The 15,286-nt window shown below is 62.7% G+C and carries 13 protein-coding genes; 3 read left to right on the forward strand and 10 right to left on the reverse strand.

Translation table 11 applies throughout. The features are described 5' to 3' along the window. The 3 genes from CKO23_RS26350 to CKO23_RS10230 form a co-directional block, all read right to left on the reverse strand. Window positions 1-102, reverse strand: a 102-nt coding sequence (locus CKO23_RS26350; protein ID WP_200330674.1) for an AAA family ATPase, incomplete at its 3' end; no start/stop codon positions are given. A 35-nt stretch (window positions 103-137) separates the two neighbouring features. After that, window positions 138-1,700 (reverse strand): ATP-binding protein, encoded by a 1,563-nt coding sequence (locus CKO23_RS10225; RefSeq protein WP_200330675.1) that lies wholly within the window; start codon window positions 1,698-1,700, stop codon window positions 138-140. A 111-nt stretch (window positions 1,701-1,811) separates the two neighbouring features. Then, window positions 1,812-2,219, reverse strand: coding sequence for a hypothetical protein (locus CKO23_RS10230; RefSeq protein ID WP_200330676.1), 408 nt, complete (start codon window positions 2,217-2,219; stop codon window positions 1,812-1,814). Window positions 2,220-2,504: 285 nt separating this feature from the next. Here CKO23_RS10230 and CKO23_RS10235 point away from each other — a divergent pair, with 285 nt between their 5' ends. After that, window positions 2,505-3,713 carry an ATP-grasp domain-containing protein gene (locus CKO23_RS10235; protein ID WP_200330677.1) on the forward strand — a complete coding sequence of 403 codons (1,209 nt, stop codon included), beginning with the start codon at window positions 2,505-2,507 and terminating at the stop codon, window positions 3,711-3,713. Beyond that, window positions 3,706-4,791, forward strand: a complete 1,086-nt coding sequence (locus tag CKO23_RS10240) for a phosphoserine transaminase (protein ID WP_200330678.1) — start codon at window positions 3,706-3,708, stop codon at window positions 4,789-4,791. The genes CKO23_RS10235 and CKO23_RS10240 overlap by 8 nt, the downstream gene beginning before the upstream one ends. Window positions 4,792-4,914: 123 nt before the next feature. Here CKO23_RS10240 and CKO23_RS10245 read toward each other — a convergent pair whose 3' ends face one another. The 3 genes from CKO23_RS10245 to CKO23_RS10255 form a co-directional block, all read right to left on the reverse strand. Continuing rightward, a complete protein-coding gene (locus CKO23_RS10245) occupies window positions 4,915-5,211 on the reverse strand; it encodes a flagellar protein FliT (protein ID WP_200330679.1) in 297 nt (98 codons plus the stop codon). Window positions 5,212-5,523: 312 nt separating this feature from the next. Next, entirely contained in the window at window positions 5,524-7,542 is a 2,019-nt protein-coding gene (gene fliD, locus CKO23_RS10250; RefSeq protein ID WP_200330680.1) for a flagellar filament capping protein FliD, read from the reverse strand. 43 nt (window positions 7,543-7,585) lie between these two features. Continuing rightward, on the reverse strand, window positions 7,586-8,017 hold the full coding sequence (locus CKO23_RS10255) for a flagellar protein FlaG (RefSeq protein ID WP_200330681.1): 432 nt from the start codon (window positions 8,015-8,017) through the stop codon (window positions 7,586-7,588). A gap of 265 nt (window positions 8,018-8,282) precedes the next feature. Here CKO23_RS10255 and CKO23_RS10260 point away from each other — a divergent pair, with 265 nt between their 5' ends. Beyond that, window positions 8,283-8,813 carry an REP-associated tyrosine transposase gene (locus CKO23_RS10260; protein WP_200330762.1) on the forward strand — a complete coding sequence of 177 codons (531 nt, stop codon included), beginning with the start codon at window positions 8,283-8,285 and terminating at the stop codon, window positions 8,811-8,813. A 547-nt stretch (window positions 8,814-9,360) separates the two neighbouring features. Here CKO23_RS10260 and CKO23_RS26355 read toward each other — a convergent pair. From CKO23_RS26355 to CKO23_RS10285, 4 genes are all read right to left on the reverse strand, one after another. Further along, the gene (locus CKO23_RS26355) at window positions 9,361-11,952 is read right to left on the reverse strand and encodes a flagellin N-terminal helical domain-containing protein (protein ID WP_274600206.1); all 2,592 of its coding nucleotides are present in this window, start codon (window positions 11,950-11,952) and stop codon (window positions 9,361-9,363) included. Window positions 11,953-12,378: 426 nt separating this feature from the next. Continuing rightward, on the reverse strand, window positions 12,379-12,672 hold the full coding sequence (locus CKO23_RS10275; protein ID WP_200330682.1) for a hypothetical protein: 294 nt from the start codon (window positions 12,670-12,672) through the stop codon (window positions 12,379-12,381). A 589-nt stretch (window positions 12,673-13,261) separates the two neighbouring features. After that, the gene (locus tag CKO23_RS26360; RefSeq protein WP_200330683.1) at window positions 13,262-14,359 is read right to left on the reverse strand and encodes a DapH/DapD/GlmU-related protein; all 1,098 of its coding nucleotides are present in this window, start codon (window positions 14,357-14,359) and stop codon (window positions 13,262-13,264) included. 2 nt (window positions 14,360-14,361) lie between these two features. Then, on the reverse strand, window positions 14,362-15,243 hold the full coding sequence (locus tag CKO23_RS10285; protein ID WP_200330684.1) for a class I SAM-dependent methyltransferase: 882 nt from the start codon (window positions 15,241-15,243) through the stop codon (window positions 14,362-14,364). Window positions 15,244-15,286: the final 43 nt, after the last annotated feature.

Consider the following 15,286-nt stretch of genomic DNA (forward strand, 5'->3'; position numbering starts at 1 on the left):
GATCAGCTTCAGGGCCAGGGCGGTCTTATCGACGTAGTAGCAGCCCTCCTCGCGGATCTCACGGAAGGTCTGGATTCCAATGGGCAGTTTCAGACGGGCCATGGCGGCGCTCCTGGATGGCGACTCGACCTGTGATTTTAGTCCATCGCCCCCGCGGTCAGCGTCTCCACCTCGAAGCCGACCACCGCGCGCCGCTCGCGGCTGAACTCCACCCCGATCAGGTGAATCGGCTGACCGCCCGCGCGGTATTTGTCGGCGTAGCCGCGATCCTTGATCTGCTGCAACGCGCGGCCTTCGGGCTCCAGCTCCACCACCTTGAACTCGAACAGATAGACCTGCCCATTGAAACGCAGCGCCAGGTCCAGGCGTCCGGCGCAGCTCGATTCCTCGGGGGTCAGATCCAGCCCGAGCGCCGCGAAGTGGCTGTAGACGACACTGGCGTAATAGCCCTCGTACTGGGCGATCGGGGTCTTGAGGTGCCATTGGTGCGGAATGGCGGCGAAGAGCGCGTCGAAATGGGCGTGCAGGGCCGCCGGCTTCCCGGCCACCAGCAGATCGTAGAGCCGTCCGGTGAGCGCGCTGGCCAGGCTCGGCTGACCGATCAGCGCCTTGGCCAGACTATCGTTGAGCGCGCTCTCGACCTCCAGATTCGGATAGGCCAGGCGGTATTCGAGTCGCGCCCCGGTGCGGCGCGAACCCGCCAGGGTGAGATAGCCCGCCTGCCACAGCAGGGCCTCATTGGCGATGTGGTCGACATCGAAGGTCGAGAGCAATCCCTCGTCGGCGCGCAGATGGGCCAGATCGGGTGTGAAGAAACCGCGCTGAGTGAGGATATCCACCAGAAAGGTCGGGGTGCCGGTCTCGAACCACCAGGCGTGGAATTCGCGTTCCTGAAACAGCAGCAGCACATCGAAGGGGTTGTAGACCGACTCCCCAGTCCAGTTGTAACCGTTGTACCAGCGGCGGATCTCGTCGCGGTCCAGCCCTTCAAGCTCGGGTGCGAAGACGGTTTCAAGATCGCGCTCGGTATAACCGCAGAGCGCCGAGTAGTCAGCGGACACGGTGATGTCGCGCAGGTTGTTCAGCCCCGAGAAGATGCTCACCTTGCTGAACTTGCTCACCCCGGTGAGAAAGGCGAAACGGATGTGAGCGTCCTGGCCCTTGATGACCGAGTAGAGGTTGCGCAGCCCATCGCGCATCTCGCGGGCGGTCTCCGGGCGGGTCAGATTATCGAGAATCGGCTTATCGTACTCATCGACCAGCACCACCACTCGCTCGCCGGTGACGGCGTGGGCCTGACGGATCAACTGCGAAAAGCGCCCGGAGAGACTGAGCGCCTGGCCACTCGCCGCCAGACGCGCCTCATTCTCCGCCAGCAGCTCCTCGATCTTGGCATCCAGATCGGCGCGGCTATGCAGCACCCCCTCGGCGAAGCTCAGTCGGATGACCGGCACCTGGCGCGACCAATCCCAGCGCTCGTGGGCATGGAGCCCGCGAAACAGCGGCTCGTTCCCCTCGAACAGCTCCGCGAGGGTGTCGAGCAGCAGTGACTTGCCGAAGCGGCGCGGGCGCGAGAGGAAGTAATGCGTGCCTTCCTCGACGAGCTTGAGCATCAGCGGCGTCTTGTCGACGTAGTAGCAGCCGTCTTCGCGCAACTTGGAGAAGGTCTGGATTCCAATGGGCAGTTTCAGACGGGCCATGGCAGCGCTCCTGGGTGGCGACTCGGCCTCTGATTCTAGTCCATCGCCCCCGCGGCCAGCGTCTCCACCTCGAAGCTCGGCCGACCCACGACGACGCGCAAGGTCGAGTCGCTAAAGAAACCGCATGGCGGTGATGATGAGCCCGGCACTGGTGGCGATGAAGCCAATGACCCAGAGAAAATGCTGATCGTGACGCTTGAGCATTTCGTCGAAACGCTTGTCGACTTGCTCAAAACGCTTGTCGACCTGCTCGAAGCGTTTCTCCATCTGCTCAAAACGCTTGTCGACCTGCTCGAAACGTTTGTCCATGGTCGCCTGCATGGCTTCGAAACGCTTGTCCATCTGCTCGAAGCCCTGACGCATCAGCTCGCGCTGGTGCTTCAGCTCCTCTTCCACCCGCACCATCCGCTCGCGCAGCTCGATCTCGTAGACCGCTGGCGGCTTGCCCAGCGATTGCTCGGCTAGCCACTCGCCTAAGTGCTTCTTGATAAAGGCAATGTCTTCCTCGGCCAGCGCCATGACTGCAACTCCTCCGCGTCGAAAGCATGTTTGCGAGTGTAACGTGAATTCATAGGCTCACGTCGTCCCCGCGATGATGCCGCACCCCATGCCGCTAGATTGGTAGGATGGGCGAAGCCCGAGCGATGAGTTGCGTTCGGAGTGTGAATGCTGCTCGGGCGTGCCTAACGTTTCAGCTCCGAGACTTGCCAGATGGGCGCGTCCGTTCAGTGCCGAGGCGGCGTTCGCACTAGAGCGCGTACTTTGCCCATCTGACCTATCCAGCCTCACAAGGGAAACGTATCCATGCAGCCTGCACTCGGCCTTGCCGTTCTGCTCCGCCACAAGCTCTCGGGCGCCGATCTGGCGCCGCTCTATCAGGCACTGATCCAAAAGGCGACGGCTGATCCGCGGGAAGCGGGCGCCCTGCTGGACGCGGCCGTCATCCTCCAGTTCAGCGGCAATGCCGAGCTTGCCCTGAAGCTCCAGCAGGAGGCGCTGCGCGTCACCCGCCACTATGGGCTCCCGGTTCGGGAGCCAGTGCGGCTTCGGCTCCTGGCGCTCATGGCGCCCGGCGGTCTCATGGCGAACGTGCCCATCGAGTGTCTCCTCGAGGATTCCGACATCCAGTTGGACATCGTCTACGTCACGGGTGAGGAGACGGATTCGACACGGCTTCCGGACCATGATGTGCTTTTCGTCGCCGTCGGAGAGTCCGAAGCCAATCGGTCCATCCTCGCGACCTGGGCGCGGCTGCTCGCGGACTGGCGCGGGCCGGTGATCAACCGCCCCGAGCGCATCATGGCCGTCGCACGCGACACGGCGGCGGGGCTGCTGCATGGTCGACCGGGAATTGAGATGCCCCGCACCTGGGCGCTGAGCCGCGAGGCGGTCGCGGCGATCGCCACCCAGCTCAAGCTGCCGGAAGACATGGATTTCCCCTGCATCCTGCGCCCGCGTGATTCCCATGCCGGCCATGACCTCTGTAAGCTGGATACGCAGCACGCCCTCGCTGAGCGGCTGGAGTCCATGCCGGGCAATGACTTCTATCTGTCACGTTTCGTCGACTATCGCAGCACCGACGGTCTGTTTCGAAAATACCGTATCGTCCTGATCGCAGGTCGGCCGTTCGCCTGCCACATGGGTATTTCGAGTCGCTGGATGATCCACTACCTGAACGCAGATATGGAGGGGAATCCAGCCAACCGGGCGGAGGAGGCGCGTTTCATGGAAACCTTCGACGAGGCGTTCGCCATCCGCCACCAAGACGCGCTGTCGACGATCCATCACACCATGGGGCTCGATTACCTAGGCATCGATTGCGCGGAGACACAAGACGGGCGCCTGCTCGTCTTCGAGGTCGATCCCGCCATGGTCGTGCATGCCATGGACCCATCTGATCTCTATCCCTACAAGGAGGCGACCATGCAGAAAGTCTTCGCGGCCTTTCGAGCGATGCTGATGACGTGCGCACTTCGCCATCAGGGCGGGGAGGCCGAGCGTCGCGATGAATGAGCTCAACTTTTCCGGCGGCCCTGGCGTCTTGCCCGCCGGGGTTCTCGCCGAGGCCCAGCAGGCGATCCAGTGCGTCCCCGAGGTCGGGCTCTCCGTTCTGGGAATCAGCCACAGATCCGATTGGTTCGCCGCGGTCGTCGAAGAGATCGAGCACAACATTCGCCGTCTGCTCGGACTGCCCCAGAGTCACGCCCTGATCTTGCTGCAGGGCGGGGCGACGCTCCAGTTCTCCATGATCCCCATGCTGTTGCTGCGTGATAGCGGCAAGACGGCCGAGTATCTGAGAACCGGATACTGGAGCAGCAAGTCGATCCCGCCGGCGCGCTTCGAGGGTGATGTGCGCGTCCTCTGGGACGGCGAGCCATCTGGGTTCCGACGTCTTCCGCGCCCCGAGGCGCTGCACTTCTCCCCCGATGCGGCCTATTTTCACTACGTCTCCAACGAGACGGTGGAAGGGATCCAGTTTCATGACCTCCTCGGTCTCGAGGGGGTGCCGCGCGTTTGCGACATGTCGTCGGACTTCCTGTCGCGGCCCTTCGACGCCGCGCGCTTCGACATGCTCTATGCCCACGCGCAGAAGAACCTCGGGCCGGCGGGCGTCACACTGGCCATACTCAGGCGAGATCTGCTGGAGCAGGTGCCGGCTGGTATACCGCCGATCCTGGACTATCGTGCCCATCTGGACGCGCGCTCCATCTACAACACGCCACCGGTCTTCGCCATCTACGTGGTGCTGCTGGTGACCCGTTGGCTGCTACATGAGGTCGGAGGCTTGGAGCAGATGGCGGTGATCAACGCCCGCAAGGCCGAGCGGCTATATCAGGTCATCGACGAGAGTGCGGGGTTCTACGAAGGCTGGGCGCTGGATCCGGCGGATCGGTCGCTCATGAATGTATCCTTCCGACTGCCGTCGCCGGAACTGCAAGCCGACTTCCTGCGCCAGGCTGGCGAGGCGGGGTTCAGCGGCCTGGCGGGCCATCGCTCGCTCGGCGGAATTCGCGCTTCTGTCTACAACGCCATGACGATCGAGGCCGTGGACGCCCTCTGCGACTTCATGCGCCGCTTCGCCACCGCATGAAGAGCTGCGCCACACCCCATGTCAGTGGTCGGTGCGGTCGGTCTGTTGTTTCCCTGGGAATCGACCAGCTTGGCCGCCCGCTCGGCAGGCGAGACCGAACCACCGCCCTCAGGGCCAAGCAGCTCAGTCCGTGTTGTAAGCACGCGCAGATTTTCGTGCCCGCACGAGCGTCAAGACCTCCTGCTGCAACCCGTTGCGGTGCTGCCGACTCACTGCGACGAGCTTCTCGTCCATCTCCTGAATGATCCGGACCTTGGCTTCGAAACGCTCCGCCGGCAATTCCAAGGGGGGGGCGAAGGCCGTCCTGATGGCGTGATCGCGCTGCGTTTCCAAGCGCGCGAAGGCGTCCCAATCCTCCGCGTGCGCGCATTCCAGCATCGCCTCGGAAAGGCGGATGACCTCGTCGATACCGGTGTTCATGGGGCTCGTCACTCTCAGGGTCACCTCGGCGGAACGGCCTATCTCTAATCGGCGGAGTTGGCATCGACGCCACAGCCCGTAGGATGGGCAAAGCCCGCGCGATGAGCTTCAGTTTGAGCGCACAGGGTCGACGGGCGTGCCCATCAATCCAGCTCCGAGCCTTGCGCGATGGGCACGTCCGTCAAGCGCCGAGGCCGCATTCGATTTCGGAGCGCGGACTTTGCCCATCCTACCGATGGCCGATCTATCGACCCGCGTCGTCTTGGTTACGGTCATGTCCGGAACTCGCCGAAGCGCGCGGGCGCTGCCGTATCAAGTGTTATTGTTATTGTACGCATAAGGCAAACTGCTCAATTGCTGGGTCAGATAATCACTGGTCGACTGCAGCCGGGCGACGACCAAGTCCATCGCGTTGAATTGCGTGAGCAGGCGGTCTTCGTACTTTTCCATCTTGAGGTCGAGCGCCGCACGATCGTCATCGATCTGGTCCAGGCTCTTTTGCAAGCCCTCGGTACGCGACGTGATGGTGCCGTTGCTGCTCAAGAGGCCAGTCAGAACCTTGTCCAGGCTGTCGATCATGCCGCGGCTGAAGCTGACGCTCCCGCGCTCCCCGGCCACGCCGCTTTCCACCGCGATCGACAGATCCTTGGCGTTACCCTCGGTGGCTTTCAGGTTCTGGCCCGTGCCTTCGGCGGCGAATCCGCCGATGGTGCCCGCGACGTCATCGCCCTGGAAGGCGGTACCGTCGTCCAGGCCGAGCCCTAGCCCCTCGACATCGAGCAGGGCGACGCCCGTGGTGGATCCATAGTTCTTGGAGGTGATCTCCAAGCGGTTCTCAGTGGTATTGAAGCTCACCTCGACGCTGATGCCGGCGCCATTCAAGGTACTGTCGCCGTTGATGCGCGACTGGAGTTCCGCGATCAAGGTTTCGGTCGTGTAATCGCCCTGGCTAAGGGTGATCAACCCGGACTCCTTGCCATCGACATTGATTTTGAAGCTATCGTTCGTGGCATCGACCGTCGTGGTCGTCAGAGTCCCTCCCTCGAAATGACCCTTGGTCGCCATCTGGGTAATCTCGATCCCATAACTACCGACCTGGGTGTTGGTCGTGCCACCCAGATAGGTGATGCCGCTGTCCGTGGTTCGACCCTGAACGGTGAAGAGGCCGGTGACACCCGTCGGATCGCTGCTCAGCGCGCTGCTCAGCTTGGAGCTGTCGAGCGTCAGCGAGCCGTCCGATTCCGTGCTGATCCCGATGTCCACCAAGGTTTTGACATTCCCGGTCAGTCCCTGTACCGCAGTGCTCAGCAGATTGCGCACCTGAGACATGGCGCTGCGCACCAGTGCGTCGCTCTGCAGGATCCCGCCGAGGCCATTGACACTGTCGTAATCGGCCGCGGAGCTGACGGTGCTGTTCAGATCGTTGAACTTGGTCACGAAGCCCTCAAGGGCCTCGGTGACCGCGCTGTTGTCGTGACTCACCCCAATCTGAACCGTCTTGCCGACCTGTGCCGCATGCAGATTCAGGGTGACACCCTTGAGCGCCTGGGTGACCGTATTGGTGGTGCTGGTCACGCGCAGCCCATTGATCAGCATCTCGGCGTTCTGTGCCGCTAGCGTCTGATCCATGTTGGTCGCGCTGCCATTGAAGGCCAGCTGAGAAAGTCCCGCCGTGTCCGTATGATTCCCATCGCTATCCGCGACGCTGATCTGCAGGCTATTGTCGGCCCCGCCGTCCTTGGTGTTGAGCACCAGGCGGTAGCCCTCGCCATCGTTGATGATGCTGGCCTGCACGCCGGCGTTGGCGCTGTTAATGGCGTCGCGCACCCCAGTGAGGGTGTTGTTGGAAGAATCGATGATGATGCTGGCGGTCGATCGCTCGGCGTTTTGCGTAAATCCGTTGTAGGTGTCCGTGCCGGCGTCGTAGTCGGTCTTGCCGAACTTGAGGGTGAGCGTCCCGGTCCCGAGGGTGTCGCTGAGGTCGTCGAAACGCATGGAGGCCAGGGTGTGATTCTGGGCCAGCTTCTGCACCTCGACCGCGTAGCTGCCCACGTCGGCATTGGTGGCGGCGGAGACGCTGATCGCGCCGTCGTCGCTGGAGCTGGCGGCGAGCTTCTGGAAGGTGCTCGGCAACTTCAGTGTGGTCAACGCACTCTTGAGATCCGAGAAGGCACTCTTGATGGTGCCCCAGGAGGAGATCTTGGCCTGGATCTGCGCCTCTTGCGTGTCCAAGCGGGTATCCGTGGCCTTGCGCTCGGCAGCGACCAGCTGGGAAACCAGGCTGTTGACGTCGACGCCTGAGCCAAGCCCCGTGGATGTGATGGTTGTCATGACGGATCTCTCCTCGTTGACGAGCCCGCGCAGTTGCCGCGCGTCAGGCCTGCTCCTCCAGCAGCAATCCCTTGACCTCATCCAGACGACGTGCTAGCTCCAGAGCCTGCTCCGAGGGGATCTGCTTGACCACCTCGCCGTTGGAGTCCTTGATCTTCACCACCATGCGGTCGCCCTCCTCATCCAGTGAGAACTCCATGCTGCGCTCGACGGACTTGAAGAAGTCGTTGATGCCGCTCACCGCCTCCTCGACATCCTCGCGCGACTGCTCCTTGGTCGATTCGTCCCTGCCGCGTCGGGCCGCCGTTCCGCTGCTGGCCGTATCCGCCAGTGCGGAGACAACCTCCGTGGAAGCCGATGCCGCGCTGTTGGACGGCGGTTGAATCTCCGTGGCCACCGCATCCCGCCTGGCGGCATCCGCTGCCTCTCGTTTCGGCAAGGTGCCTGCCGGCGCCGTGCCCGTCAGAGCTTGCATGGAATCCATCGTCATTGCCTCGCTATCGTTGGCAAAAAAACCAAAACCTACCCCGTAAAACCTACCCCGTAGGATGGGCAAAGCGCAGCGTGCCCATCTTTCAGCCACCAAACCCGCCCCGGTCCGCGTGAGCGTCCCTGATGGGCACGCCCGTCAAGCCTTGGAGCCAATCCCCACCCACCTCGCGCGGGCTTTGCCCATCCTACGGCTACTTATCTCTTCACCTATCGTGTAATCTGATTCGCTCACGATCGGTGTCATGACCATGGCCGACTATCGCCGCCACTATCAACCCGAAGCCTGCTACTTCTTCACCCTGGTGACCGCGGAGCGGAGTCCCTTGCTGACCGAGCACATCGCGCACCTGCGGCGCGCCTTTCGGATCGGGATTCAACGCTACCCCACCGAGATCCAGGCCATCGTCATCCTCCCTGATCACCTGCACACAATCTGGCGTCTGCCGCCCGCGGATATAGACTTCTCAACCCGCTGGATGGTCATCAAACGCCTCTTCTCCACCGGTCTCGACGCCCAACCCTGCTCCGCATCCAAGACCCGCAAGCGTGAAAAAGGCATTTGGCAGCGACGCTTCTGGGAGCACTGCATCCGCGACGAAGAAGATTGGCGCAGACACATGGACTACATCCACTACAACCCGGTCAAACATCGCTACTGCCAAGCGCCGATCGAATGGCCGCATAGCTCCTTCCGTCGCGCCGTCGCCGCCGGCCTCTATCTGCCCGATTGGGGCAGCACCCCTCCGCCCGACATCCCTGGCCTCGACTGGGACCGCTAACGGCATTGACTGCTCCTCACCCAGCGTGACGATGGGCACGCCCGTCAAGCCCTGGAGCCAATCTCCAACCACCTCGCGCGGGCTTTGCCCATCCTCCCAGCGACCAAGGCCAATCCCGCCCCCATCCCTCGGAGCGGTGAAGATGGGCACGCCCGCCAGGCCCTGGAGCCAATCTCCACCCATCTCGCGCGGGCTTTGCCCATCCTACATCCGTTGGTCCGTCCCTCCCCCGTAGGATGGGCAAAGCGCAGCGTGCCCATCCTCCCATCCACCAAGGCCAATCCCGCCCCCATCTCTCGGAGCGGTGACGATGGGCACGCCCGCCAAGCCCTGGAGCCAATCTCCACCCACCTCGCACGGGCTTTGCCCATCCGACATCCGTTGGTCCGTCTCTCCCTCGTAGGATGGGCAAAGCGCAGCGTGCCCATCCTCCCAGCCACCAAGGCCAATCCCACCCCCATCCCTCGGAGCGGTGACGATGGGCACGCCCGCCAAGCCGTGGAGCCAATCTCCACCCATCTCGCGCGGGCTTTGCCCATCCTACGTGCTATCTCAGCAGGGACAGCACGTTCTGGGTCGAGGCGTTGGCCTGCGAGAGCATCGCGGTGCCGGCCTGCTGGAGGATCTGGATGCGGCTCAGTTCCGCGGTCTCGGCCGCGAAGTCGGCATCCTGGATCCGGCTGCGCGAGGCGCTGAGGTTCTCCGAGGTGATCGACATGGCGGAGATGGTCGAACTCAGCCGGTTCTGCACCGCACCCAGGTTGCCCCGCTCGCTGTTGATGCTCTGCAGCGCATTGTCGACCGCCTCCAGCGCTTTGGTCGCGCCCTCCGCGGTGGAGATGTCGATGTCCTTCAGGAACTGCCCACCCTCGGTGCCGCCGAAGGTGCCCACCTGGAAGCCCATTTCCTCGAGCTCCGCGCTGCCGTTCTCGCCGGCCGCGACGGTGAATTGACCGGCCGAGCTGAGCGTGACCTTCGACGTCGTCGTCTCGGCGAGTCGGTTCGCCAGGTCAGTGTAGCCAGTGGCTTCGATGTCGAGCGGCGTTACTGTCGAGGCGCCGTTGGCGACGCCATTCAGCATGGCCGTCACGTCATACTCGGCAATGCCGTCTTCACCGGCATCGAGGCCGATCTCCACGCCCGAGAAGTCGATGCTCTTGTTGAGGCCGCTGTCGGAGAGCGCGCCGGTGTTGGCTTCCGCATTGGTATCGATCACGATCGAGATATTGCGACCGTCCGCGGCGGTGAGCCTGAGGCCGGTGCCCGTATCTTCCGCGGTGACGCCCGTCTTGCCGGAGATGGCGTTGATCTCGGACATCGCCGTGGCCCTGTCCTTCTCGGCGTCGTCGGTCAAGGTCATCTGGAAGACCTCGCCGTTGATGTAAACGGCACCCTGGACCCCGGCGCGGTCTGTCGCCGTGCTCGCCGTGCCTTTCCCGCCGTCCACCTCGGTCGCTTGAACCGTGGCGGTGACGCCGGTCTCCGCCGATGAGGCATTGATCGCCGCGGCAACGGCGATGCCGCTGGCGGCCTTGTTACTGCTGACCGCGTCCGTGTTGGAGTAGGTGTCGTCCGAGGCTTTGGCCGCCTGGATCGCCACGCCGTTGATGACCAAATCCCCCTCGCGCAAGGAGTCTGGGCCGCCCAAGGATGCGCCTTCGAGCGCGGTCAAGAGCGGGTCGTCGGCGCCGCCGGCGATGGCGCCGACATTCGAGATGTCGACGCGCTCATTGGACATGAGGGTGAGGTGCTGAATGGCGTCATCGCCGGTATCGTCGCTGAGCCCGACCGTCACGACTCCGCTGCCAATCGCACCGTCGATCGCGGTTTGCAGGCCGTTCCTGAGGGCGGCAGCAGTGGCGAAGTTCTGATCCAGAACGACTGTCACCGCATCGCCGCCTGAGAGCGAGATATCGAACGTGTGGGCGTTGGCGCCGGACACATCGGCACCGCTCGAGACATCGCCCGTGCCGACAAAGGCGGCGTCGCTGTGCCGGTTCGTCGAGGAGACCGTTCCTGTGTTGGAATCGTAGACGCCTTCGGCCACCCCAGCGTTCGCGATGTCACCTGTGCCGGCGGTGATCGAGATCGCCGTACCGTCGACGGAACGGAGGTTGTAACCACCCTCGTAGGTGTCGGCGGCGGCGATCCCCGTATCGGCGGCGGTCAGCGTATCGAAACTGACCTCGATGTTGCGCCCATCGGCGGCAACCAGATTGATACCGGTCTCCGCGCGGCCGGTATCGACCGCAGTGACGCCTGTTTCGCCGGAGACGGCATTGATGGCCTCGATCACGGCCTTACGGTTACCCTCGGCATCGCCCGTACCAATGCCGATGTTTTCGGTAGTGACGCCGTTGATGGTGATGGTGCCGTCGGTCGCTGCGGTCGGAAGCTTTTGCGTCGACCCTGCGGCCACGGTTGCGTTGACTGTAGCGACGACGCCCGTCTCGTCAGTGTGTTTGTTGATTGCGGCGACCTTGGCGATCGCGCTGGCGGCGGCGTTGTCCGTGGAGTAGGCATCATCGGATGCGGAAGAGCCACCGATCGAGACGCCATTGATCAGCAGATCCCCGGTGCTGATGGCGACGTCGGTGCCGGTCGCGCTGAGGGTGGCGGCCTGGCCGCCACCGAGCTTGTCCGTCGTCATCTTGCCGATGGACAGCTCGAAGGTCTGTCCGGCGTTGGCGCCGATCTGGAACTTCTGATTGCTCGCCGAGCCGTTGAGCAGCTTGATGCCGTTGAATTCGGTCTGTTCGGAGATACGCCCGACCTCGGCGATGAGCTGCTGTGCCTCTGCGTTCAACGCCGAGCGGTCGCTGGCACTGTTGGTGGCGTTGGCGGACTGGATCGCCAGCTCGCGCAGGCGCTGCAGGTTGTTGGTCATCTCGCCCATGGCGCCTTCCGCGGTCTGCGCCATCGAGATACCGTCATTGGCGTTGCGGCTGGCCTGGTTGATGCCCTTGATCTGGGAAGTGAAGCGGTCGGAGATCGCCATGCCGGCGGCGTCGTCCTTCGCGCTGTTGATGCGAAGACCGGAGGACAGACGTGCCATGGTCTGCTCCATCATCTTCTGGGAATTGTTCAGCTGACGTTGTGCATTCAGCGAGGAGACGTTGGTGTTGATGACTTGGGGCATGATCGCTCTCCGTGAGGGGGTTCGACTGGTTGCGGAAGCGACGGGTTGAGGTCCGTCATGGATCGTCGAATCGCCGAAGCGTCCGTCGTTCTGAACCGTCCGTCGTTCTGAACCGGAAGACTTCAATCTGATTCGGTTCGCTCAAGTTATCGACCGTGCCGGAGAAAACTTGAATGGGGCCGTTGAACGGCACCGCGCCGGGCTGTGACCCAGGTCGCAGAATCCCTCGGAGGCGATCGAGTTGCGCTTGAAGTCAACAAAAGCCGGGCCGGAGGCCGCAGGGTTGTAGGATGGGCGAAGCCCGTCATGCGGTGTTGAGACGGGGCGCTGGGCGTTGACGGGCGTGCCCATCTTGCCCGTGCGGAGGTTTTCCGGATGTCTGGGATGTGGATTGGATGGGCAAAGCGCAGCCTGCCCATCTTGCCGCTATTTCAGCTTGAGCAGCGGTAAATTCGGCGATTCCGGGCGCGGTCCAAGACGACGGCGCGGACAATCCACGATCAGATCCAATTCCTCCAGGACGAGCTGTCCGATCAGTGGCTCGCAAAGGGGAGGGCCGATCACGCAATCGGTCACCATGGTTCGCCCTAGAATCGTGATCTCCAGACCCCGCGCCGTCGGCAGCTCTTCGCGACGATCGTCAGCATAGGTAACGATGACCCGCCCGCCACGGGACAGGTCGAGTTTTCCGACCTCGTCTTCCGGCAACAGGATCATCAAGGCGCCCGTATCGACGAGACAATCAAGCTCGCTCGATGCCACTTGGTCCGGATCTCCGCCGCCACGCTCCGCAAGCGCGACATCAACAAAATTGCGGATACGAGCGGTAACTCTCACTTCTCCCATCGCGACCTCCGGGGCGGATGACGAATGTTGCTATAATGCCCGTAAAAATAGCATGCTGATGCTTCTCGCTCGGCCGGACGAGGCATCGATCTGGGCGGAGAATTCCATCCTAACCCGCCGTGCATGTGATGCGCGTAGGGATGCGTCGAGAAGACGTCACGGGCCTGGGTCGCGACTGTCGGTCGACCGTCAAGATTCCGCCATACTTGCTCCGTCTGCAAAGTGAGAGAAGTGAAGAAGCGTGCGGAGCCTCGCCGAAAATAGAGATCCCGATAGGCAAAGTCCGAGTTCGGCGGCTTCATTGAAGCACTGGAGTTGGGCGGGCGTGCCCCTCGTTCAAAACTGGCGCTGGCAAGATGGTCACGCTGCGCTTTGCCAAACCGGTTCGTGGTCATTCAGAGTACTCGCGCTAGGCATGCCGGGCAGTCTTGCCGTCGTCGAGACGCGTGTGCGGCGTGACGGCTCATCGCATCGCCTCGAGATTCAGACTCATTAGGGTTCCGTCCTCTTTGTCGAGATGAGGGATGTACGCTTGCGAGTAGTCGTCGACCTCGGTGTGCTCGGTTGCGCGCCAGTCCCATCGCCGAACTTGCCGAAAGCCAAGCCCTTGCAGTTCGCGGGTCAAGAAGGGCTCGTCGAAGATCATTTTGTGGAAATCGTGCGAATCGCGCTGCCCTCCACAGATCAGGCCAATGAGTCCGGTGAGACCATCGGCCAATCCTTGCTCATAATAGAGCTTGGCGCACGCCGCGAAGTCGGGCACGGCCAGTCGCAGCCGACCGCCCGGCTTCAACACGCGGCGCCATTCCGTGAGCGCGGCGCGAAACTCCCAGCGCCCGAAGTGCTCGAGGAGATGGGAGGCGTAGATCAGATCGACCGTCGCACTTGGAATGGCGTCCAGATGGGCGACATCGGTGACGAGATCGACGTGCGGGAAGAGTTGGGCGTCGAGGTGAAAGAAGCCGGGTATGTAGCGCGAACCGCATCCCAGGTGCAGCCGGATCGGCCCATCCGTTGTCGAGGAGAAGAGACCGGTTCCGTTGCGCATCCGCCGAACGCGGCAGGGTGATCCCCAGGCCACCGCGTTCGGGGGAATGCTGCGGGTGACCACGGAGCCAGTGCCGATGACGGCGCCGGCTCCGATCGTGACGCCTGGATGAATGATCGCTCCCATTCCGACCCAGACGTCGTCCTCGATACGGATCGGAAGGCTCTCGGTCGGTTGACGACGCATGGGGAGATCCGGGCGCATCTGCCCATGGTTGAGGCCGCCAATGAGGACTCCGCTGGAAATCTGGCAATCGCGGCCAATTTCGAGTCCGGCGTGCGGCTCGAAGATGTGGCAGCCAGGTCCGAACGACACGTCATCGCCGGTCACAAGCCAGCCGCGAGCGATGCGGATACTGGCGTTCGAGTGGATGATGTTGCGCTCGCCGAGCTGGATTCTCCCTTCCCGACCGACGTGGATGACGCTACCAGGCTCCATGACGGTGGTCTGCGGAAGCTCGCAGATGCCTTCAGAGTCGATGATGGCGTCTTTGTGTATTCCTCGACTGATCATACTCAGACCACTCCTTCGAGCCAGCTTCCAGGGCGCGAGAAGCCAGCCGTTTCGCGCATCGCGCAAGCCTCGTGCTTCTTGGCCCATGCGAGTAAACGTCCGTTGGCGCGCCGGAGCACGCGCACGCTCGAGGCGTCGAATCCCGCATCTACCAGCCATCGGCCAAACACGATTTCATTCGGCGCATACCAGTTCCAACCCTTTTCCATGGTGCCAGAATAGCCGCAGATGCTGTCCTCGCCGAAGACCGCTTTTGACTCGAGAAGAATGGCGCCACCCGGCTTCAGATACGCAAATAGAATTCGCGCGAACAGAAGCGGGTCGGTGACATGGTAAATAACGCCGGAGCAGTACACGTAATCGAACTGGTGCACCCAGTCCACGCGCTCGGAATAGAGACTGTCTTCGATCACTTCGACGGAACAGCCGGAGAGCTCCAGTAGGCGCCGGGCTGCCTTTGCGGCAATCGGATGCTCCTCGATCGCGGTAGTCTCGCCGCCAAGCCCCGCGAGCACGAGGACATCCCCTCCGCTCCAGCAGCCAACGTCCAAGACTCGCGTCCCGGTCAGGTCTGTCGCGAGTAGACCATGCTCCATGGCTTCCGCCGTGATTTCGAGATGCCGAGTTGCCATCGCGCCTCTGCGCACGCGCCCGCAGCCGAAGTCATGATCGTGTCCCCAGACAAAGAAATCGCGAAACGCCGACGATGAGGCGGTGTCCCAAAAGGCATCTGGCGGTTCCTGGTCGGGATATTCCCGCTCGATGAGGTCGGCGATACTATTCGCTTGCTCGGCGGTACTCGTTTTCCATTGTTCGATGGCGAGCGCCACTCTGCGATTCGCTTCGGCTCGGCTTGTCACTGGCTGGGGGGATGGAAATGTCATCAAGCTATCTTTATCGCGTGTTCGATGTGTGCGCGGCGTCATC

It is taken from the genome of Thiocystis violacea (assembly GCF_016583565.1).
Lineage (GTDB): Bacteria > Pseudomonadota > Gammaproteobacteria > Chromatiales > Chromatiaceae > Thiorhodococcus > Thiorhodococcus violaceus_A.

Bases quoted from the DNA above. Each gene is read 5' to 3' on its own strand.
- fliD (WP_200330680.1), bottom strand. From the start codon at position 7,542: ATGACAACCATCACATCCACGGGGCTTGGCTCAGGCGTCGACGTCAAC.
- CKO23_RS26355 (WP_274600206.1), bottom strand. From the start codon at position 11,952: ATGCCCCAAGTCATCAACACCAACGTCTCCTCGCTGAATGCACAACGT.
- CKO23_RS10285 (WP_200330684.1), bottom strand. From the start codon at position 15,243: ATGACATTTCCATCCCCCCAGCCAGTGACAAGCCGAGCCGAAGCGAAT.
- CKO23_RS10240 (WP_200330678.1), top strand. From the start codon at position 3,706: ATGAATGAGCTCAACTTTTCCGGCGGCCCTGGCGTCTTGCCCGCCGGG.
- CKO23_RS10235 (WP_200330677.1), top strand. From the start codon at position 2,505: ATGCAGCCTGCACTCGGCCTTGCCGTTCTGCTCCGCCACAAGCTCTCG.
- CKO23_RS10230 (WP_200330676.1), bottom strand. From the start codon at position 2,219: ATGGCGCTGGCCGAGGAAGACATTGCCTTTATCAAGAAGCACTTAGGC.
- CKO23_RS10245 (WP_200330679.1), bottom strand. From the start codon at position 5,211: ATGAACACCGGTATCGACGAGGTCATCCGCCTTTCCGAGGCGATGCTG.
- CKO23_RS10225 (WP_200330675.1), bottom strand. From the start codon at position 1,700: ATGGCCCGTCTGAAACTGCCCATTGGAATCCAGACCTTCTCCAAGTTG.
- CKO23_RS10260 (WP_200330762.1), top strand. From the start codon at position 8,283: ATGGCCGACTATCGCCGCCACTATCAACCCGAAGCCTGCTACTTCTTC.
- CKO23_RS26360 (WP_200330683.1), bottom strand. From the start codon at position 14,359: ATGATCAGTCGAGGAATACACAAAGACGCCATCATCGACTCTGAAGGC.
- CKO23_RS10255 (WP_200330681.1), bottom strand. From the start codon at position 8,017: ATGCAAGCTCTGACGGGCACGGCGCCGGCAGGCACCTTGCCGAAACGA.